This window comes from Flavobacterium hibernum (assembly GCF_000832125.1).
GTDB classification, from domain to species: Bacteria; Bacteroidota; Bacteroidia; order Flavobacteriales; family Flavobacteriaceae; genus Flavobacterium; species Flavobacterium hibernum.
In genome coordinates this window covers 186,336-208,459 of the sequence record NZ_JPRK01000011.1, presented here as the reverse complement: position 1 = coordinate 208,459, position 22,124 = coordinate 186,336, and the positions used below count along the sequence as shown (strand labels likewise).

The following is a 22,124-nucleotide window of genomic DNA, read 5'->3' as shown; positions in this document are numbered from 1 at the left end:
TGAAAACTGTAACTGAAAACAGAATACTATTTATGCATGTGTTGCATTTCATAAACAAAAGTATCACCATCAACTTTTTTATCAACTAATGATAATGCTTTTGCGATAATATAATTTACGTTGCTTGGAGTAAATCCTAAAGCAATACCTAATTTTCTTAACATAACTTCTTGTTGGTCTTCAAGATGATGATCAACGTGTACCATTCTTGTTAAATCGTATAAACGCTCTAAACGCTGAACATGTAAATAAGGTGGGTTAATTGGATATTTTAATGGATCGTTAAGAATTTCTTCGTACTCAGACTCTGAAATTTCTAAACGTGAAGCTAATTTATCTAAGAAACTCTTCTCTTCAGGATGTACAATTCCATCGGCTAATGCTACACGAACAATAGCTGAAAAGTGACCTTTATTTCTTTGTTTGAATTCGCTATCAAATAAATCTGAAAATGACATAATTATAAGTTTTTTATCTCGCAAAGATAATTTTTATTTTAAATTATTAAATTTAAAGTTCTCATAAAATTTAACTTAATTTTTATTAGTTGTTTTAAAACAGCACGGAAGTATTTTTCAAAATAAATCGTAAGTTTACAACCCCTAATCATTTAATAGTACCACTAGTATGTCAGAGTTTTGGATTTATTTTCAAATAGGATTAAAGCATGTTTTAGATATTAACGCTTACGATCACGTTCTTTTTTTAATCGCATTAACAACACCTTATTTGTTTAAAGACTGGAAACGCATTTTGCTGTTAGTTTCTGTTTTTACAATAGGTCATACACTGGCTTTATTGCTTTCGGTTTACGGAATTATTGCGATCAAAGTAAATACAGTCGAATTTCTAATTCCGATAACAATTTTAATAACAGCGATTTTTAATCTTTTTACAGCAGGAAAAACATCTAAAAACGATGGAGTGAATTTAGTGTTTTTTGTAACCTTGTTTTTTGGAATTATACATGGTCTTGGATTTTCAAATTATTTCAAGACTATTTTAGGAGGATCACCTAGTTCAAAATTACTACCTTTAGGCGAGTTTGCTCTCGGGATAGAAGCAGCTCAGTTAGTTGTGGTATTTGTAGTTTTGATAATATCATATATTGTACAAACTGTATTTCGTTTTTCAAAACGCGATTGGGCACTTGTAATGTCGGCTTTTATTGTTGGAGTAGTTGTTCCGATGATTATAGAAAGTCCAATTTGGAACAGATAAATTAAATGGAAGAAAAAAAATTAAATAAATACGATAAAGCTTATCTAAGAATCGCAACAGAATGGGGAGCACTTTCTTATTGCAAGCGAAAACAGGTAGGCGCCATTATCGTAAAAGACCGAATGATTATTTCTGATGGATATAACGGAACGCCATCCGGATTTGAAAATTGCTGTGAAGACGAAGAAGGATTAACACGTTGGGATGTTTTGCATGCCGAAGCAAATGCAATACTTAAAGTAGCCAGATCAACACAATCGTGTGAAGGAGCAACTTTATATATTACACTTTCTCCTTGTAAAGAATGCAGTAAATTGATACACCAATCAGGGATAAAAAGAGTGGTTTATCACAACGGATATCGTGACGACTCCGGAATTCAATTTTTAATAAAAGCAGGTATCGAAGTAGAACACATTCCTGTTTTAGAAGAATAATGAAATTTAATTCAAAATATTTGCCAATCATCATCGGAGCTACTTTAGCTCTCGGTATTGTCATCGGAAGCTTAATGAGTGCTCCCGCTGATGACCAGCTTTTGGCTAAAAACTACTCGAAAACCAAGCTGAATAAACTCATTGATTTTATCAATAACGAATATGTTGATAGTATCAATACAGATTCTATTGTAAACCTTACAGTAGATAATATTCTCTCAAAATTAGATCCTCATTCTGTTTATATTCCGCCAAGCGAACAAGCAGAAGTTGCTGAAAGTATGAAAGGTGATTTCGTGGGAATCGGGATTAATTTTTATATGTATAAAGATTCAGTTGCAATTATAAAACCAATCGAAAACGGGCCTTCGGCAAAAGCAGGGATAAAATCCGGAGATCGAATTTTATTTGCAGGAAAAACAAAATTATTTGGACGTAAACTACCTTCAGATAGTTTGTTTTCAAAATTAAAAGGAATAAAAGGTTCTGAGATTGAATTGACGGTTTTTAGAAAATCAGAACAAAAGAAATTGAAAATTAAGGTAAAAAGAGATATCATTCCTATAAAAAGTGTTGATGCGTCTTTATTGCTTGATAATAAAACAGGCTATATCAAGATTAATCGTTTTGCCGAAACTACTTTTAATGAGTTTAAGACTGGCTTGACAAGATTAAAACAAAACGGAATTGAATCACTTATAATTGACCTTCGCGATAATGGAGGTGGTTATATGGAAGAAGCCATTGCTATAGCAGATGAATTTTTGAAAGATAAACAATTGATCGTTTTTACAAAAAATAAGAACGGAACAACCGAGAAAACTTACGCCACAAAAACAGGAAGTTTTGAAACAGGCAAGGTCTATGTTTTAATTAATGAAAATAGTGCATCGGCAAGTGAAATACTGGCCGGAGCAATTCAGGATAGCGATCGCGGAACTATTGTAGGACGTCGTTCTTTTGGAAAAGGATTAGTGCAGCGCGAAATGGATTTTAATGACGGATCGGCAGTGAGATTAACTGTAGCTCGTTATTATACACCAACAGGAAGATCGATTCAAAAACCTTATAAAAAAGGGAATGAAGAATATTTTAAAGAATCTGAGGCGCGAATAAAATCTGGAGAACTTTATGCTAAAGACAGTATAAAAGTTGCAGATTCATTAAAATTTAAAACGCCAAAAGGTAAAATCGTTTACGGTGGCGGCGGAATCGTTCCGGATGTTTTTGTGCCAATAGAAGCAGAACACGGAAATGAGAATGTTGCTTATTTACTTCAAACCGGAATTGTAGGGCATTTTGTTTTTGAAGAATTAGATAAAAATCGTGATGCTTTTGCAGGACTTCATTTTAATGAGTTTTTGGTAAAAATGAAGAACTCTGATGCGTACTTTAAAAAGTTTAGAAACTATATTTTAATGACAGGTTTAGATCTGAAATTAGATAAAACCAAAGGTTTGGTAAACCGTTATATAACAGCAGAGTTTGCCAGACAATTGTTTGGTGAATTGTATTACTACGATGTCATCTTGAAAGATGACGCCATGATTAAAACCATTTTAAATCCGAAAAAGTAATCCTTAATTCTTATTGAAATGAAAATAGACGCCATTGTTAATGCTGAGATTGAACTTCTAACTGCGATTAAAAATGCCGATGTTTCGACTTTGGATAAAATGTTGCATGACGACTTGCTTTTTAATTTGCCCGACGGTCAAACGATTACCAAAGAGTTTGATTTAGAAACTTATCGTTCCGGTAAAATGAAAATTGAAGTTCTGGAAGCTTCAGATCAAATTATTCGTATAATTGGTGATACAGCTGTTGTTAGTGTGATTGTTTTGCTAAAAGGAGTTTATGATGGTAAGGTTATCTCTAATTCGTTTCGTTATAGTAGAGTTTGGAAACAATTCGACGAAAGCCCTAAAGTAATTGCTGGAAGTTGTATAGAGTTGAAATAGATTACGGATAATTTTAATAAACCTTTAGACCTTTGTGGTTAACAAAATAAAATATGAAAAATTTAAAAAGAATTGGTTTTCTTGCAGTTTTAATAATGTTTGTGGTTTCTTGCGCGTGTATGAAAGATAAGAATACGATTTCAGGAAAAGTTGAATCTATCGAGTTTGGAAAAGACGGTTATACGGCCAAAATCAATACAGCCAAGAACGAAGTTTATTTTGCGACAATTAGCATTGTAAATGTTGGAGGGCCTCAAAATTATAAGAAATTAAAAGAAGGAGATGAGGTTTCGTTAAAAGGCGAAATCTGGAAAACTGATACTGAGAAACATATCAAAGTAAAAGAAATTGTTTCTGTGAAATAAGAGTTTAAACCATATAAGTTATATAAGTTATATAAGTCAATATAAATGCTTCGCGCATAAATTAAATGAACTTATATAACTTATATGGTGAAAATAAATTTTATCGAATACTATCGTGGGCGTGAGTTTGTACGCCGTTATTCCATAAAGTAAGAATATCTGTAGCAACTGCTGCGCCACTTCCGGCTGCAATAGCCAATTGACTTCTCCAGCCTGCTAAAGTTCCAATAACATAAATACCGTCGGTTACTTTATGATCGTCGTTTTTAAGCTGAATACGTTGTTTTTCTGGAAGCGCTTTTTTATGAGGTTCAATATATTGCATTAAACCTTCAATGTCAAAAGTATTTGCAGAACCAATCCCAATAACGATATTTTTGGTTTTGTATGAATTTTTATTTGTAGTAACAGTAAATTCAGGAAAAGAGCCTTCTACTTTAATTACTTTTTCATTTGGTATTTGAGAGATGTGTGGATAAGTCATTGCTAAATCCTGAGAACTTTCAATTAGCAAATCAGATCCCAATTTACCTGGTGTAATGCCGTAAGCATTGTAGAAAATTGCCTCTTGTAAAGAAGAATTTTTTTGATGCGTAAATATTCCTATTTTTTTATCGGTAACAAAAGCTTTGTTTTTGGCAGATCCTAAAACGAGAGCACAAGACATTCCTGAAACGCCGCCGCCGATAATTAAAACGTCAAACATATATTATCTTCCGTTTGTTTTTTCTTCAATTCTTTTAGAAATTCTAAAAATCAAAAGAATTAAAACGGCACAAAATGAAGCTGCGATTCCAATAAAAGCAACTACACTGTCTCCCTGAAAAGGGTTTTTGAAGTCTAGCAATGTAATATTAAAAACAATTAAAGCCAATGCCAGAAGCACTAAGATTGAAGTAAAGATTTTCATAATGGTTGTTTATTTGTCTAAAATAATAAAGTAAAACCCTCAGATGTGAAAAATATCTTAAAGTTGTATTTTAGAAATTTTATGGGGTAAATTTATAAAAATAAATGTTAGACAAACAAACCTTTAACATTAGCAGCAAATAATTTAACAGCAATTGCTAAAAGTATGACTCCAAATGTCTTGCGAACCACGCCAAGTCCGTTTTCTCCTAATAAATTTTCGATTTTTTTAGATGATTTCAAAACGATATAAACTAAGATGATATTCAGTATAATAGCAATAATAATATTGATGGTGTGAAATTGAGATCTAAGCGAAAGTAAAGTCGTCATTGTTCCCGCGCCGGCAATTAGCGGAAATGCTAATGGTACGATCGATGCAGATCCCGGTTCTTCGTCGCGGTATATTCTAATTCCTAAAATCATTTCTAAAGCTAGAAAAAACAGCACAAAAGAACCTGCAACCGCAAACGAATGTACATCGATACCAATAAGACTCAAGAATCCTTCTCCAACAAATAGAAAAACAATCATAATAAGTCCTGCAACGATCGAAGCCTTTTCAGATTCAATATGCCCCACTTTTGCTCTTAAATTAACAATGATCGGAATTGAACCTACAATATCAATTACAGCAAAAAGTACCATTCCAACAGTAATTATTTCTTTAAAGTCAATTTCTAACATATTACTTTGATTTTAAGGGTTTAAAATTTTTGCAAAGGTAGATAATAAAGATAGGTGTTTTTTTAATACGATGTATTTTTGTTATAAAAACACGTATCAGTATCTTAAAAAGTGATATTTGTAACAAATAATAATTTAACCGCAAAGATTCGCAAAGATTTACGCAAAGTTTGCAAAGGATAGAACTGATAAAGCTTTGCGTCCCGAGGCTTCGGGATTGCGTAAATCCCTGCGCCCTTTGCGGTTAAATATTTTGAGTGTTTTATCTGTTTTCTTTGACTATCTTTGCACTTTATAAATAACAGTATTTTAGTATCATGTTTCAATTAGGTAAAACCATTATTTCAGAAGATATTCTTGAAAAAGAATTTGTGTGCAATTTGTCAGCTTGTAAAGGAGCTTGCTGTGTTGACGGAGATGCTGGAGCGCCACTGAGTGAGGCCGAAACTAAAATTATGGAGGAAATTTACCCAAAAGTAAAACCATTTTTACGTAAAGAGGGAATTGCTGCTATAGAAGCGCAAGGAACTTGGGTAAAAGGAACTGACGGTGATCTTGAAACACCGCTAATCGATGAGAAAGATTGTGCTTACGTTATTTTTGACGGTAAAACTGCGCTTTGCGGAATTGAGCAAGCTTATAACCAAGGAATCGTAGATTGGAAAAAACCAGTTTCTTGTCATTTATATCCAATTCGTGTAAAAGATTTTACAGAGTTTGCTGCGGTGAATTATGATAAATGGGATATTTGCGATGATGCTTGTTCTTTAGGTAAGGAATTAGAAGTTCCAGTTTATAAATTTGTTAAAGAAGCACTAGTTCGTCGCTTTGGTGAAGACTGGTATTTGGAACTTGAAAAAGTAGCTCAGGAGCTCAAAAAATCTTAAAAATTCGGCAGCCATTACTATGACTGCGAATAGCTTCTTTTTAGCTCAAAAAAATAAAAGTGAAGCTTAAAAAAACTTTTAAAAAGTATTAAAAAATTCTTGCTTTTTATAATAAAAAGTCTATATTTTACAGCCCTTTAGAGTGTAAATATGGGTTTTAAAATACTCATTTACAATAATTTAATTATTGTCTGAAAAATATCCCATTTTTTGTCCGTTGTTAAAAACTACGCCCTTTTGTGAATAAGTTTGGCTTTTATTTTTGGCAACAATTGACAATCTTTGTAATCTACTGAAATAGTAAAATTTTGGTATAAAAATTAAATAAATACAGTCATGTCACAAGTCGAACCAATATTACAAGAAAATAAAAATCGTTTCGTTATTTTTCCAATCAAACATCATGATATTTGGGAATGGTACAAAAAGATGGAAGCTAGTTTTTGGACTGCGGAAGAAATCGATTTGCACCAGGATTTGACAGACTGGAATAATAAATTAAGTGACGACGAAAGATATTTCATTAAACATATTTTAGCATTTTTTGCTGCTTCTGATGGAATCGTAAATGAGAACCTTGCAGAGAACTTTGTAAACGAAGTTCAATATGCTGAAGCGAAGTTTTTCTATGGTTTTCAAATCATGATGGAAAACATTCACAGTGAAACATATTCTCTATTAATCGACACTTACGTGAAAGATGAAGCAGAGAAAGCAGAATTGTTTAATGCATTGGAAGTTTTTCCTGCAATTAAGAAAAAAGCAGACTGGGCTTTAAAATGGATCGAATCTGATTCGTTTGCCGAAAGACTAATTGCTTTTGCTGCCGTTGAAGGAATCTTTTTCTCAGGTGCTTTCTGTTCTATTTATTGGTTGAAAAAACGTGGTTTAATGCCAGGTTTAACTTTTTCTAACGAACTGATTTCTCGTGACGAAGGTGTACACTGTGACTTTGCAGTACACTTACACAATCATCACTTGATTAACAAAGTGCCAAAAGAAAGAATTAAAGAAATCATTGTTGATGCTTTAGATATTGAAAGAGAATTTGTAACAGAATCTCTTCCGGTAAGTTTAATTGGAATGAATGCTGTCTTAATGACGCAATATTTAGAGTTCGTTGCCGATAGATTATTAGTAGAATTAGGTTGCGAGCGTGTATATGGATCAGCGAATCCGTTTGATTTCATGGACATGATCTCTCTTCAGGGAAAAACTAACTTCTTTGAAAAACGTGTTGCCGAGTATCAAAAATCAGGTGTGATGAACACAGATAGTGATGCTCAGAAAATTTCATTTGATGCAGATTTTTAGACAACAAAATAATGTTAGTGTTTTCTATATAAACACTTAATAGAATAAAATTTAACAATACAATTTTAAGATTGAATCTCTTTGCCCCAAATCGTAGATTCAATGATATTTTTTAATGCATTTCGGTTTGATTTTCAGACTGGAATCAGGTAACTATTGAGAATCCTGCAATTCTCAATAAATAATTTTAAAACACGCAATGTTTAAGCGCTGGAACTCGTTCTTCTAGTGTCTTTCATTTTTTCAATAATTAAATATAGTAAGCTTATGTATGTAGTAAAAAGAGATGGCCACAAAGAGCCCGTAATGTTTGATAAGATTACAGAAAGAATCAAAAAATTGTGTTACGGTTTAAATGAACTTGTAGATCCTGTTAAGGTAGCCATGAGAGTTATCGAAGGATTGTATGATGGGGTTTCTACTTCTGAACTAGATAATCTTGCGGCAGAAACGGCGGCTTCTATGACAATTGCGCATCCAGATTATGCTCAATTAGCAGCGCGTGTGGCAATTTCAAACCTACATTCAAATACAAAAAAATCGTTCTCAGAAACGATGAAAGATATGTACAACTACGTAAATCCAAGAAATGGACAAGAAGCGCCATTACTTTCGGATGAAGTATTTAAAGTAATTCAGGAAAACTCAGCTTTCCTAGATTCTCATATCATTTATACAAGAGATTTCAATTACGATTACTTTGGTTTCAAAACCTTAGAGCGTTCGTATTTGCTAAAAATAAACGGTAAAATTGTCGAAAGACCACAACATATGTTGATGCGTGTTTCGGTTGGTATTCACCTTGACGATTTAAAATCAGTAATCGAGACTTACGATTTAATGTCTAAAAAGTTCTTCACGCATGCAACACCAACGTTGTTTAATGCAGGAACTCCAAAACCACAAATGTCTTCTTGTTTCCTTTTGGCAATGCAAGATGATAGTATTGATGGTATTTATGATACCTTAAAACAAACGGCTAAAATCTCGCAATCAGCGGGAGGAATTGGTCTTTCTATTCATAACGTTCGTGCGACTGGATCTTACATTCGTGGTACAAACGGAACTTCAAACGGAATCGTTCCAATGTTGAGAGTTTTCAACGATACGGCTCGTTACGTAGATCAAGGTGGAGGAAAACGTAAAGGAAGTTTTGCTATTTATATCGAAACTTGGCATGCGGATATTTTCGAATTCTTGGATTTAAAGAAAAATACAGGAAAAGAAGAAATGCGCGCAAGAGATTTATTCTTCGCCATGTGGACTTCAGATTTATTCATGAGACGTGTACAGGAAGATACAACTTGGACATTAATGTGTCCTAACGAATGTCCTGGGTTATATGATGTTTACGGAGAAGAATTCGAAGCAATGTATTTGGATTATGAATTTAGAGGAAAAGGTAGAAAAACCATTCGTGCACGTGAATTATGGGAGAAAATCCTGGAATCGCAAATCGAAACAGGAACACCATATATGTTGTACAAAGATGCAGCAAACCGTAAATCGAATCACAAGAATTTAGGAACAATTCGTTCATCAAACTTGTGTACAGAGATTATGGAGTTTACCTCTAAAGATGAAATTGCAGTTTGTAACTTAGCTTCTATTTCGTTGCCAATGTTTATTGATAACGGAAAATTCGATCACGAAGCGCTTTACAATGTTACAAAACGTGTAACTCGTAACTTAAATAAAGTAATCGACAGAAATTATTATCCTGTAAAAGAAGCTGAAAATTCTAACTTACGCCACCGTCCGGTTGGTTTAGGAGTTCAAGGATTGGCAGATGCTTTTATCATGTTGCGTATGCCGTTTACAAGCGATGAAGCTAAAGTATTAAATCAGGAAATTTTCGAAACATTATATTTCGCAGCCGTAACCGCTTCTATGGAAATGGCAAAAGAAGAAGGACCATATTCGACATTTGCAGGATCTCCAATGTCACAAGGAGAGTTCCAATACAATATGTGGGGAATGAAAGATGAAGAATTATCTGGTCGTTGGGACTGGGCTTCATTAAGAAAAGAAGTAATGGAGCATGGGGTTCGTAACTCATTATTAGTTGCGCCAATGCCAACCGCTTCGACTTCGCAAATTCTTGGAAACAACGAAGCTTTCGAACCATACACATCAAATATTTACACACGTCGTGTATTGTCTGGAGAATTCATTGTAGTAAACAAACATTTACTTCATGATTTAGTAGACAGAGGTTTGTGGAACGAAACGTTGAAACAAGAAATTATGCGCCATAATGGATCAGTTCAAAATATTGATGTGATTCCGCAAGACCTTAAAGAATTATACAAAACAGTTTGGGAAATGTCGATGAAAGACATTATCGATATGTCACGTCAAAGAGGTTATTTTATTGACCAATCGCAATCATTAAACTTGTTCATGCAAGATGCAAACTATTCTAAACTTACGTCAATGCACTTCTATGCTTGGCAATCAGGTTTAAAAACTGGAATGTATTACCTAAGAACAAAATCAGCGGTTGATGCCATTAAATTTACCCTAAACAACGATAAAAAAGAAGAAGATGCACCGGCAACAGCAACAGCTGTAGAAACTGAAGCAATCAGTGTTGAGGATTACAAAGCTATGTTGCTAAAAGCACAAGCCGGAGATCCTGAAGATTGCGAAATGTGTGGGTCTTAATTTTTTTTAGAGGAAAGAAAATAGAATAAAGAAGAAAGATTTTATTCTTAATTAATAAAAAGCAGTTATTGTAATGATAGCTGCTTTTGTTTTTGGAGCTATTTCCCGCTTTTCGTTACAATCTTTATATTTTTAAAGAAAAAATATAAAGGATTTCCACTTCAATCGGGGCTAGAATATTTAGAATCATTATTATAAATTAAAAGAAATGGATTTGTTAGAAAAAACGATTGATAGTAAAAATGAGCTTTACAATTTTGCCTTGGAATATTTTTATAATATAAATCCAGAACAATATGAAGATATTCAATTCGATAATGTTGTTTCAAAATCTATTTCGATTTTATTAGATCACGATTTTATTCCAACTCCCTGTATTGAAATCAAATTGAATATTCTTCAAAATCAAAAAAAAGTTAGAGACTATTTTTTATATATCAATGAGGAAAAGGAAGTTATTGATGAATTTCTTGTTATGTGTTAATTCCGAACATTTCGTGTTAATACAAATAGAACAATATCCTCTAAAAATCCCCGTTCTAATTATTACCAAAGATTTTTAAAACTTAGTCCCTTAGTAACTAAGAAACTCAGAACCTTCTCTTTAAACCTTTAAGAGAAAGTCAAGTCTTATTGTAATAATTTCTGAATTATGAAAAAAAGCAATCTTTGGTCCTTACGGTTGGGTTTTTCCGGAAAAGAATCCGATGCAATAGAAAAATTAGGATTAGAAAAATTTCTAAAACATTCCTATGATTCAAAATTCGATACACAACTTCCCGCTTTTTTAAACGATGACCCTAAAACATTAATAGAACTCAAAGAACTTCGAGAATCTATTAAAACAGCAGATTCTGAGCAGAAAAAGAAAGTTCTTAAAAGAGAGATCTACTCGGCAGTTGAGTTAAAAAAATGGTGGATTGGTAAAATGCGAAATGACGAATTTCCGTTACGCGAAAACATGGTTTGTTTTTGGCACAATCATTTTGTTTCTACGACTCAAAAAGTAAAAGTCAATTACTGGATTTACCAGCACAATATGATTTTGCGAGAACATGCTTTTGGAAACTTTAAAAAATTGACCAAAGAAATTGTAAAGTCGAATGCAATGGTGAAATACCTGGATAATGTTGACAACAAAAAAGGCAAATACAACGAAAATCTAAGCCGTGAATTACTGGAATTATTCACTATTGGAATTGGAAATTACTCTGAAAGCGATATCAAAGAAGGTGCAAGAGCTCTTGCAGGATTAAATTACGGAGACGATGGTGCAATTTATAGAAGTCTTGCGCAGGATAATACCAATAAAACATATTTCGGGAAAACAGGAAACTGGAATTCAGACGATTTAATTGATATTATTTTTGAGCAAAAAAATATTCCCTATCTCATAACACGGAAAATTCTCAAATGGTTTATTTATGATAATCCCTCAGAAGAATTAGTGACCTATTATGGCGATTATTTCAGAAAAGTAAAGTTTGAAATTCAGCCATTGCTAACGAAGATTTTTACCGAAGAATATAAAAAAGAAACCTCAGGAACCAAGATCAAAGATCCGTTGGTTTACATTTTACAACTTTTAGACGAATTACATGTTGATGATCTTGACGATGGAATGGTAATGTTTTTCCTGAAACAGCAAGGAATGGATTTGTATAATCAGGTTAATGTAAAAGGTTGGGACGGCGGAAACTCCTGGCTGACTTCACAAATTTATTTACAGCGAAACAATACGTCGGATATGCTTTGCAGCGGAAGAAGTATTACCAGAAAAGCATTGAATACAATGACTCCCGATACTGATAAACCAAAAACAGAAGTGGAGAAAATCGATGTGAAAATTGACTTTGATACTAACGGAACTAATAAAACCATTATCACTGAATTATCGAACAGATTGTTGTTTAAAGTAAATGATTCGATGCAAAAAGATATGGAGAATTTGCTGAAATATGATTTTGACCCAAAAGAAGATCATGCCAATTTTGCCGTAATACGACTCTTTGATTACATCACAAAACTACCCGAATATCAATTAATTTAGAAAGCTACAGTTATGAACAGAAGGAATTTTCTAACGCTTACAGGAACTCTTACCGGCGGAATGCTGATACTTCCTGATTTTTTACATGCATTTGGTTCGCAAAGTAATTTAGTAATTGGTGAGCAATGTGTTGTATTTGTACAGTTAAATGGGGGAAATGATGGTTTAAATACCTTTATTCCGTACGACAATCCGTTGTATTATGATTTGCGTACCAAAATTTCTTTAAATAAAGATTTAGTTATCAGTAAAAATAAAGGAATGGCATTTCATCCTTCTTTGAAAGATTTTGCTCAGATGCAGCAAAACGGAGATTTAACCGTAATTCAGAATGTTGGATATCCTGAACCTATTCGGTCACATTTTCGAAGTCAGGAAATTTGGCAAACAGCAGCAGATTCTAATAAATATATCAACGAAGGCTGGTTAGGGCGTTATCTTGATTTGCAATGCAACGGACATCAGGCAACGGCAGGAATAAATCTCGATTCGATTGATAATTTGGCATTAAAAGGATTAGAGCCAAATTCAATAACCGTAAAAGATCCAAACCGATTTAAAGTAAAATCAGATAAAGAAGAAAATGTAACCTTATCCGACAATCCACAATTAGATTTTGTTCGAAAAATAGCCAATTCAGTTACCGAAGGATCCGAAGAAATTCAGAAAGCTTTGGCGAAATCAAAATCAGAAATTAGTTATCCTAAAACCGATTTATCAAAAAATCTGGAATGGATTGGAAGATTGATAAAAGGAAATCTGAACTCGAAAGTATATTATACTTCGCTTGGCGGATTTGATACACACGATAATCAGCTTGCCATTCACGAGAAACAGTTAACGACTTTAAACGATGCTTTGTACAGTTTTTATCAGGATTTAAAACAAGCGCAATTGCTTCAGAATGTTACAGTCGTAGTGTTTTCTGAATTTGGACGACGCGTAAAAGACAACGGAAACGGAACAGATCACGGTACAGCGGCTCCAATGTTTATAATTGGAGGAAACAATAAAGGAACTGTTTTAGGTAATAATCCGGATTTATCTAATTTGGATAATGGCGATTTAAAATACGAAACCGATTTTAGAAGTGTCTATGCGTCATTATTGCAGCAAAAAATGAATTTCGATTATTCTAAAATAGGGATTAAGAATAAACCGGTTTCTGGGTTGTTTTGATAATCGCAATCTTGTCATTTCGAGGAACGAGAAATCCTCGCAAGTAACTCCACAATCAAAATCGCCAATCTTTGTAGAGCTACTTGCGAGGATTTCTCGTTCCTCGAAATGACAAGAAAAGAGAAAAACGGAATGACAAGAAGAAAGAAAAACAATGCTTTAATTCGAAAAATTGAATTGTAGAACCCCAATGATTTGCGCTAATTCGTGAATTCGTGGCAAAAAAATTAGCATCTCAGCATCTCAGAGCCTCAGTATCTCATTTTAATATTCTCATTTTAAACCAATATTTTTATATTATCATACAAAACCTGCTAAATTTGTTAAGAAATCCTTTTTTGTTTCATAAAATGCAATATTTTTTTTGGTGCACTGAAATTAATTTATACATTCGCAGAGAATTTAAATAATAACACAAACAAAATGGCATCTAACCGTTTTTATTTTAGCAACTCTTTTTATTTCTTCTTTAGTAGAAGTGAGGATTGTGCTATGGTTATTTGAAAAATATAAAAGACAAATAAAACTAATATACAATCCTGATGAAAATCAGGATTTTTTTTTGAATATATGACAACGAAAATTGCAATACAAGGTATAAAAGGTTCTTTTCATCATCAGGTAGTAAAAGAGTATTTCTCTGAAAATGTGGAGATTGATGAGTGTTTGTCTTTTGAAGAATTGATTGATAGCCTACTTTCAGGAAAATCTGATCAGGCAGTTATGGCAATTGAAAATTCGATCGCTGGGCCAATTATTCCGAATTATGCATTGATTGACAAGAATAATTTACACATAATTGGAGAGCATTATTTAAATATTAGTCAAAATTTAATGGCACTAAAAGGTCAGAAAATCGAAGATATAAAAGAAGTTCATTCGCATCCAATGGCAATTTTACAATGTATGGATTTCTTAAAACAATATCCGAACATAAAGTTGGTTGAAGATAAAGATACGGCTGAAACAGCAAGAAGAATTCAGGAAAAGCAACTAACCGGAATTGGAGCAATTGCAAGTAAAACGGCTTCGGAAATGTATGATCTGGATATTATTGCACCAGCGATTCAAACGATTAAAAACAATATGACTCGTTTTGTGATTATTAAAAAGCAAAATTCATTTTTGCCGGAAAACGAAATAAACAGAGCATCTATCAAATTTGAATTAGATCATAAAAGAGGAAGTCTTGCAGCAGTTTTAAATGTAATGAGCGATTGTAAACTGAATTTAACGAAAATTCAGTCGCTGCCAAAAATTGAAACACCTTGGAAATATTCATTTTTCGTGGACGTAACATTTGAGAAATACGAAGATTTTGCAAAAGCAAAAGCGTTATTAAACATAATGGCAGAGTATTTTAAAGTGTTGGGAGAATATAAGAATACGAAACCATAAGGTTAAATCTCAATTTTTTAAAATTCAAAATTCCAATTGTCAGGCTGAGCGAAGTCGAAGCCCACGTTCCAATTGGAAAGCCCTTCGACTTCGCTCAGGGTGACAAGTCAAAAAAAGAAAAAGCATAAAGCTTAAAGCCTACAGCTTAAAGCAAAATATAAATAAGAACAATGATTACAACAGCAAAAAGATTAGATAAAGTTGAAGAATACTACTTCTCATCAAAATTAAGAGAAGTGAGACAACTAATGTCTGAAGGAAAACCAATCATCAGCATGGCAATTGGAAGTCCTGATTTGAGTCCGTCAAAAGCAGTAATTGAAGCAGTCGCTGCAGCAATTCAAGACGAAAATGGGCATGGTTATCAGAACTATCAGGGATTACCGGAATTGAGAAAAGGGATGGCAGACTTTTATCAGAATCAATTTGGTGTTGAGTTAAATCCGAATAATGAGATTTTACCATTAATGGGTTCGAAAGAAGGAATCATGCATATTTCGCTTGCATTTTTAAACGAAGGCGATCACGTTTTGATTCCGAATCCAGGTTATCCAACGTATACTTCGGTAACTAATTTGGTTCAGGCAGTTCCGGTTTATTACGATTTGAAAGAAGAAAATGGATGGGAACCTGATTTTGAAGCTTTAGAAAAATTAGATCTGGAGAAAGTGAAAATTATGTGGCTAGGATATCCGCACATGCCAACAGGAGCGAGAGGAAGTTTAGCGTTATTTGAAAAATTGGTTGCTTTTGCTAAAAAACACAACATATTATTGGTAAACGATAATCCGTATAGTTTTGTTTTGAATGATAATCCAATGAGTTTATTGCAGGTTGATGGCGCAAAAGAAGTGGCTTTAGAGTTGAATTCTTTAAGTAAAACATTCAACATGGCAGGCTGGAGAGTTGGAATGGTTTTAGGAAATCCTGAAATTATCGATGCGATTTTAAAAGTAAAAAGCAACATGGACAGCGGTATGTTCTACGGAATTCAGAAAGGTGCAGTTGCAGCTTTAAATTGTGATGAATCATGGTTCGAAGATCAAAACAAAATTTACAGACGCCGTAGAGAATTAACAGAGCAACTAGCAGAAAAACTAGGATGTAAAGTTTATAAAGAAGGAGTTGGACTTTTTGTTTGGGCAAAACTTCCGGAAGGAATTGAATCATCAGAAAAGTTCATTGACGATATATTATACGAGAAACACATCTTCATCACACCGGGAACAATCTTCGGAAGTAATGGTGAAGGATATATTAGATTCTCGTTGTGTGCAAAAGAGGAAAAAATACAAGAAGCGATAAATCGATTTTAGATTTTAGATTTTTTGCCACAGTTTGTCATTTCGACGAAGGAGAAATCTCCACGAGAAACTCGACAAAGATTGGATTTTCGTTACGGAGCTACTTACGAAGATTTCTCTTTCGTCGAAATGACAAAAATGCGGAGAAGATTAAGAGTTGGAATTTGGATTTTAAAATTTGGAATTTTTAAAGAAGTTTAGCTTCGAATAAAAAGAAATATGAAAGTATACGTAATAGGAATAGGGTTAATAGGCGGTTCGATGGTGATGGACATCAAAGACCAACATCCTGATGCCACTATTTTTGGATTAGATAGCAACGAAAAACACTTGCAGGAAGCAATTGATTTAGGTGTTATCGATCAGGCAGGAAGCTTTGAAGAATTGGTTGATGCCGATTTTGTCATTGTTTCGGTTCCGGTAGATGTGGCGTTGGTGGTTTTACCTAAAGTGCTGGATTCGGTGGGAGATAAAACAATAGTTTTTGAAGTAGGATCGACTAAAAAACCAATTTGTGATGCAGTTGCCAGTCACCCAAAAAGAAGAAATTTTATTGCAACTCATCCTATCGCGGGAACGGAGTTCTCAGGACCTTCGGCGGCAATAAAAGGGTTGTTTAAAGGGAAAACAAATATAATTTGCGAAGTGGAAAAAACCACTTTTAAATTGCAGGAAAAGGCATTAAAGCTTTTCAGCGAAATTGGAATGAGGATTCGATATATGGATCCAACTTCGCACGACAAACACATTGCTTACGTTTCGCATTTGTCGCACATAAGTTCATTTATGCTTGGTAAAACGGTAATGAACAAAGAAAAAGACGAACAAGATATTTTCGATATGGCGGGAAGTGGATTTGAAAGCACCGTTCGTTTAGCAAAAAGTTCACCTGCAATGTGGACTCCAATTTTTAAGCAAAACAAAGAGCACGTTCTCGAAACATTAGAAGAATATATTTCAAACCTCAGTCGGTTTAGAGATTTGTTAAAAGAAGAAGATTACAATGCCATTTTTGAAGAAATGGAAAGCACAAATAAGATAAAAGAAATACTAAACGGATTAACAACAACTAAAAAGTAAATTAGAATTAAGATGGAAAATAAGAAAGAAATGAGAAAGTGGTTAGAAGATTTCAATTTAAATCACCCACTTGTGATAGCTGGACCATGTAGTGCAGAAACAGAAGATCAAGTATTAAAAATTGCTCACGAATTAAAAGATTCAAAAGTTAGTGTATTCAGAGCAGGAATCTGGAAACCAAGAACGCGTCCGGGAGGATTTGAAGGTGTTGGAGAAATTGGTTTAAAATGGTTGCAAAAAGCAAAAGCTGAAACTGGTTTATTAATGGGTACTGAAGTTGCAACTGCGGCTCACTGTAAATTAGCTTTAGAACATGATATCGACGTTTTATGGGTTGGTGCTCGTACAACTGCAAATCCATTCGCAGTTCAGGAAATTGCTGATACATTGAAAGGAACTGATAAAATCGTTTTGGTTAAAAACCCTGTAAACCCAGATTTAGCTTTATGGTTAGGTGGTGTTGAGCGTTTACACATGGCTGGAATCGAGAAATTAGGAGTTATTCACAGAGGTTTCTCTACTTACGAAAAAACAAAATACAGAAACATTCCAGAATGGCAGATCGCTATCGAATTGCAAAATAAATTCCCTGATTTACCATTAATCATCGATCCATCTCACATTACTGGAGATCGTAAAATGATTTTTGAAGTAACGCAAGAGGCTTTAGATTTGAACTACGATGGTATGATTATCGAAACGCACTACGATCCGGACAACGCTTGGTCTGATGCTGCTCAACAAGTTACTCCAGACGCTTTGAAACAAATCATTAAAGATTTGACGATTAGAAAAACGGATGATACTACAGATGAGTACAGCCAAAAAATGACTAAACTAAGAGCTAACATCGATGTTCTTGATGCTAATTTATTAGACTTGTTAGGAAAACGTATGAAAGTGGCTGACGAAATTGGTCAAGTGAAAAAAGATGCAAACGTAGCGATTCTTCAAAACAATCGTTGGAACGAAATCTTAGGGAAAATGATTCTTGAAGGTGAGAAAAAAGGTCTTACTGAAGAGTTTGTTTTGAGAATGTTCAAAGCAATTCACCAAGAAAGTATTGGTCACCAAGAGAAAATTTTCAACGCATAATTTTTTCTTAAACCATATAAGTGATATAAGATAATTTAAGTTTCTTTTGAAACTTGTTATTTAGTTTTATTATATCACGATTTTAAAAATAGATTGTTTTTTTATATTAAATCTCCATTGCTTTAGGGCTTTGGAGATTTTTTTTGGATCAATAATTTCTCCAAGTTTCTCCATTTTTAATAAAAATAAATCTACTAATCTGCGAGATAAATTACTCTCTCGCAGATTTTGTAGATTAAAGAGATAAAAAATAAATATTATCTTCCCAACCTTTTGTTGATTCTTGTTCTCTATAACAATATAAACCTTAATTTTTGTGTCATGAAGTTAAAATTGTTTTCGTCTGCACCTGGCATTTTTCAAATGAATTTGAATGTATTGCTTTTCTTTCTTTTTTTTATTGGAACAAAAACTTTTGCGCAAAGTCCGGAACTAACTGTTAAAGGAGAAGAAGCGGAAAAAGTAAGAATGAATAAGCTTATAGTCAATGTAAAAGTCGTTGGTAATATTGCTTACACAACTGCCGAAATGCATTTTTTTAATTCGGGAACTCGCCAGATGGAAGCGGAACTTATTTTTCCGTTACCGGAAAATGTTTCCGTTTCAAGATATGCTATCGATATTAATGGAAAAATGCGTGAAGCAGTTCCGGTGAATAAAAACAAAGGAAAACAGGTTTTTGAAGCCATCGAACATCGTCGTGTTGATCCGGGATTGTTAGAGAAAGTTGATGGAAATAACTTTAGAACCAGAATTTATCCATTGATGCCAAACGGAGAACGAATCGTAATAATAGGTTACGAAGAAGAACTTTCGGCATTTGACAAAAATAATCTGACGTATCAATTAGTGAGCCGCTATCCTAAAAAGTTAGACAAATTTGAAATGAATGTTTCGGTTTTAGGAACTGAGGTAGCTCCAATCGTTGCAGAGAATTCTGGTGACGAAATTACTTTTTCAAAATGGAATCAAGCTTTTCAGGCTTCTGTCAAAAAAGAAAATTATCAGCCTTCTGAGAAATTAGTTTTCAAGATCCCAATTCAACAAAATATTCCAAGCGTGTTGATGCAGAATGTAGGCGGGCAACATTATTTTTACGGAAGTACTTTTGTCGAAGGAAATAAAATCGCTAAGAAAACGCCAACTTCAATTGGTTTACTTTGGGATAATTCTTTGAGTTATAAAACGAGAGATTTAAAAAAGGAATTGGCTTTACTTGATGCATATTTTCAAAAGATAAAGAATACAAAAGTTACACTTTACTTTTTGAATTATACTTTTGAAAAACAAAATGAATATGTGATTGCAAATGGAAATTGGGCAGAATTAAAAGCTGTTTTAGAAAATACAAAATATGACGGTGGAACTCGATTTTGGCAAATAAATTTCACCAATAATGATGAGTATTTACTCTTCTCGGATGGACTTTCGTCTCTTAGTGAAAATGTTTTGCCAAAAACAAAAAAGTCAATTTACACCATTACATCATCTGCTTCTGCTGATTTTGCTTTTCTAAACTATACCGCAATGCAAACCGGAGCTAGTTTTATCAATTTAAATCAGATAAGTCCAGAGATCGCTTTAGACAAATTAGCAAATACGAATTTAAAATTTCTGGGTATTAAAGAAAATTTTACGGTTACCGATTTGTTTCCAATTGAAGGAACGACGGTTTCAGGAAATTTTAGTTTTGCGGGAATTTCGTTGAATCCAAAAAATGAAATTACGCTGTTATTTGGTTATAAGAATGATGCAGTTGTGGAAAGAAAAATTATTCTTGATGCTGCTGTTCAAAACACCAACGACGTTAATATAGAAAAACTTTGGGCACAGAAAAAAATTGCAAATCTTGATTTTGAATATGCTAAAAATGCTGATGAAATTGAACTTCTGGGCAAGAAATACGGAATCATTACTAAGAATACTTCGTTGATTGTTTTGGAGAATATTCTAGATTATATTTCGTATGATATTATTCCGCCAGCAGAATTGCGCGCAGAATTTGACAGAATTAAAAAACAAGAACACGATAATAATCTGGCGCAGCAAAAGAATAATTGGGAAAGCATCCAAAGTTATTATGAAGGATTAAATACTTGGTGGAAAAAAAATATTAAATACCAAGGCCAGAAAATTGCCTCAAAGTATAAGTACAAAAGAGAATCTCCAGTAGCAAGAGGTGTAGCAAGTGAAACGATAAAAGGTGATCCTGATGCTGCTTTAACAGTAGACGAACCAGTTGGAGCTGGAACAGCAAGTCAAGTTATAGAAGATAATAGTGTGTATAATGTTCCTGCTCTGCCTTCTGCACCTAAAGTTGATCAGGTTAAATTTGTTGCACCTGTTGTGGCAAGAGCATCAGAAACAATAGAAGACAATTTTAAAAGCAAAGATTCAAAATCTGATGAATTGGAGGCAATTGCTGTTGTAGGATATTCAACCCAGAAAAAATCAACATTAGTAGGTGGTTATCTTGCAGAAAAAACAATTGCGCCAGGACTTAGCAATAATTTGGTACAAGCACTTGCGGGTAAAGTAGCGGGAGTTCAAATAGGAGAATCGCCAAATGAAGTGCGCAAAGAGCTTAATTATTCTATGAGCGATACACTAACTTTTGATTCTAAGAATAAAGACAAAACATGGAATCCGGATCGATTGTATTTAAAAGCTTTAGCAAAAGCGCCAAAAGAAAAACAATATGATTTGTATTTCGAATTGAGAAAAGCGCAAGAGAGAAATCCAAGTTTTTATTTTGATGTGGCGCATTTTTTCTACAATCAGGGTGATGTCAAAAAAGCATTGCAAGTTATTAGTAATATAGCCGATTTAGGTTTAGAGAATCATCAGCTTTATAAAACGCTTACGTATACGTTGCGTCAATGGAAAGACTATGAAGATGCTTTGTTTACGGCAAAACAAGTTGCAAAATGGAGAGAACATGAACCACAAAGTTTAAGAGATTACGCAATGGCTCTTGAAGATGCAGGAAAATATCAGGAAGCTTTTGATCAATTGATTAAAGCGTTGGAAGTAAACTATTACGGAGAAATGAGCGGTCAATATGAAGGCGTTGAAGATATTATATTAATGGATATAAACCGTTTGATAATTGAGCATAAAGGTTTGAAAACAGATAAACTGGCTAAAAAATATCAAGAAAAAATGCCGGTTGATATTCGAATTATAATGAACTGGAATTTGATGGATGTCGATTTAGATTTACACGTCATTGAACCAAACGGAGAAGAATGTTATTATAGTCATACAAAAACTTTAGCCGGTGCAAGATTCTCGAAAGATTTTACCGAAGGTTACGGCCCAGAGCAATATTTAATTCGAAATGCTGTAAAAGGGAAATATCAAATTAGAACCAATTATTATGGCGAAACTGAATTGACCGAAAATGGTCCGGCCACAATTATGGTTGAGATTTACACAACAAGAGCCGGAAAAACATCAAAAACCTTGAAAACAATTCAGCTTGGAAAAGTAAAAGAAAATGAACTTTTGGCCGAAATTGTTTGGTAAACGTTTCAAATTAAGAGTAAGTCTTTAATTTTAAAAGGCGAA

The 22,124-nt window shown here is 33.6% G+C and carries 20 protein-coding genes; 16 read left to right on the top strand and 4 right to left on the bottom strand.

The window, feature by feature from the left end; translation table 11 throughout:
* Window positions 1–26: 26 nt before the first annotated feature.
* Window positions 27–458: a tellurite resistance TerB family protein gene (locus tag IW18_RS13760; RefSeq protein WP_041518455.1), complete on the bottom strand. Its 432-nt coding sequence runs from the start codon at window positions 456–458 to the stop codon at window positions 27–29.
* A 169-nt stretch (window positions 459–627) separates the two neighbouring features.
* Between IW18_RS13760 and IW18_RS13755 the strand changes: the two genes are divergently transcribed.
* Genes IW18_RS13755 through IW18_RS13735 form a run of 5 tightly spaced genes read left to right on the top strand, consistent with a single transcriptional unit; the run spans window position 628 to window position 3,984 of the window.
* Window positions 628–1,221, top strand: coding sequence for a HupE/UreJ family protein (locus tag IW18_RS13755; RefSeq protein ID WP_041518454.1), 594 nt, complete (start codon window positions 628–630; stop codon window positions 1,219–1,221).
* A gap of 5 nt (window positions 1,222–1,226) precedes the next feature.
* Window positions 1,227–1,658, top strand: coding sequence for a deoxycytidylate deaminase (locus tag IW18_RS13750; protein ID WP_041518453.1), 432 nt, complete (start codon window positions 1,227–1,229; stop codon window positions 1,656–1,658).
* Window positions 1,658–3,235, top strand: coding sequence for a S41 family peptidase (locus tag IW18_RS13745; RefSeq protein ID WP_041518452.1), 1,578 nt, complete (start codon window positions 1,658–1,660; stop codon window positions 3,233–3,235). The genes IW18_RS13750 and IW18_RS13745 overlap by 1 nt, the downstream gene beginning before the upstream one ends.
* 18 nt (window positions 3,236–3,253) lie before the next feature.
* The gene (locus IW18_RS13740; protein WP_041518451.1) at window positions 3,254–3,619 is read left to right on the top strand and encodes a nuclear transport factor 2 family protein; all 366 of its coding nucleotides are present in this window, start codon (window positions 3,254–3,256) and stop codon (window positions 3,617–3,619) included.
* Window positions 3,620–3,672: 53 nt separating this feature from the next.
* Window positions 3,673–3,984 carry a hypothetical protein gene (locus IW18_RS13735; RefSeq protein ID WP_041518450.1) on the top strand — a complete coding sequence of 104 codons (312 nt, stop codon included), beginning with the start codon at window positions 3,673–3,675 and terminating at the stop codon, window positions 3,982–3,984.
* A 100-nt stretch (window positions 3,985–4,084) separates the two neighbouring features.
* On the opposite strand, the gene IW18_RS13730 is transcribed toward IW18_RS13735, so the two are convergent.
* From IW18_RS13730 to IW18_RS13720, 3 genes are all read right to left on the bottom strand, one after another.
* Window positions 4,085–4,690, bottom strand: a complete 606-nt coding sequence (locus IW18_RS13730) for an FAD-dependent oxidoreductase (protein ID WP_041518449.1) — start codon at window positions 4,688–4,690, stop codon at window positions 4,085–4,087.
* A 3-nt stretch (window positions 4,691–4,693) separates the two neighbouring features.
* Entirely contained in the window at window positions 4,694–4,894 is a 201-nt protein-coding gene (locus IW18_RS13725; RefSeq protein WP_017496183.1) for a hypothetical protein, read from the bottom strand.
* Between the two features lie 107 nt (window positions 4,895–5,001).
* The gene (locus IW18_RS13720; RefSeq protein ID WP_041518448.1) at window positions 5,002–5,580 is read right to left on the bottom strand and encodes a MarC family protein; all 579 of its coding nucleotides are present in this window, start codon (window positions 5,578–5,580) and stop codon (window positions 5,002–5,004) included.
* 317 nt (window positions 5,581–5,897) lie between these two features.
* Here IW18_RS13720 and IW18_RS13710 point away from each other — a divergent pair, with 317 nt between their 5' ends.
* The 11 genes from IW18_RS13710 (at window position 5,898) to IW18_RS13660 (ending at window position 22,082) form a co-directional block, all read left to right on the top strand.
* Window positions 5,898–6,467 (top strand): DUF3109 family protein, encoded by a 570-nt coding sequence (locus tag IW18_RS13710; RefSeq protein ID WP_041518446.1) that lies wholly within the window; start codon window positions 5,898–5,900, stop codon window positions 6,465–6,467.
* Between the two features lie 336 nt (window positions 6,468–6,803).
* Window positions 6,804–7,781: a ribonucleotide-diphosphate reductase subunit beta gene (locus IW18_RS13705; protein ID WP_041518445.1), complete on the top strand. Its 978-nt coding sequence runs from the start codon at window positions 6,804–6,806 to the stop codon at window positions 7,779–7,781.
* Window positions 7,782–8,048: 267 nt separating this feature from the next.
* On the top strand, window positions 8,049–10,448 hold the full coding sequence (locus tag IW18_RS13700) for a ribonucleoside-diphosphate reductase subunit alpha (protein WP_041518444.1): 2,400 nt from the start codon (window positions 8,049–8,051) through the stop codon (window positions 10,446–10,448).
* 208 nt (window positions 10,449–10,656) lie between these two features.
* Window positions 10,657–10,932 carry a hypothetical protein gene (locus IW18_RS13695; protein ID WP_041518443.1) on the top strand — a complete coding sequence of 92 codons (276 nt, stop codon included), beginning with the start codon at window positions 10,657–10,659 and terminating at the stop codon, window positions 10,930–10,932.
* Window positions 10,933–11,100: 168 nt separating this feature from the next.
* A complete protein-coding gene (locus IW18_RS13690) occupies window positions 11,101–12,498 on the top strand; it encodes a DUF1800 domain-containing protein (protein WP_041518442.1) in 1,398 nt (465 codons plus the stop codon).
* Window positions 12,499–12,510: 12 nt separating this feature from the next.
* Window positions 12,511–13,677 carry a DUF1501 domain-containing protein gene (locus IW18_RS13685; RefSeq protein WP_041518441.1) on the top strand — a complete coding sequence of 389 codons (1,167 nt, stop codon included), beginning with the start codon at window positions 12,511–12,513 and terminating at the stop codon, window positions 13,675–13,677.
* Between the two features lie 570 nt (window positions 13,678–14,247).
* Window positions 14,248–15,075 (top strand): prephenate dehydratase, encoded by an 828-nt coding sequence (locus IW18_RS13680; protein WP_041518440.1) that lies wholly within the window; start codon window positions 14,248–14,250, stop codon window positions 15,073–15,075.
* Between the two features lie 170 nt (window positions 15,076–15,245).
* Window positions 15,246–16,391 (top strand): pyridoxal phosphate-dependent aminotransferase, encoded by a 1,146-nt coding sequence (locus tag IW18_RS13675; protein ID WP_041518439.1) that lies wholly within the window; start codon window positions 15,246–15,248, stop codon window positions 16,389–16,391.
* A 207-nt stretch (window positions 16,392–16,598) separates the two neighbouring features.
* Entirely contained in the window at window positions 16,599–17,459 is an 861-nt protein-coding gene (locus IW18_RS13670; protein WP_041518438.1) for a prephenate dehydrogenase, read from the top strand.
* Window positions 17,460–17,471: 12 nt separating this feature from the next.
* Window positions 17,472–18,554 (top strand): bifunctional 3-deoxy-7-phosphoheptulonate synthase/chorismate mutase type II, encoded by a 1,083-nt coding sequence (locus tag IW18_RS13665; RefSeq protein ID WP_041518437.1) that lies wholly within the window; start codon window positions 17,472–17,474, stop codon window positions 18,552–18,554.
* A 321-nt stretch (window positions 18,555–18,875) separates the two neighbouring features.
* Window positions 18,876–22,082, top strand: coding sequence for a VIT domain-containing protein (locus tag IW18_RS13660; RefSeq protein WP_052480172.1), 3,207 nt, complete (start codon window positions 18,876–18,878; stop codon window positions 22,080–22,082).
* Window positions 22,083–22,124 lie beyond the last annotated feature (42 nt).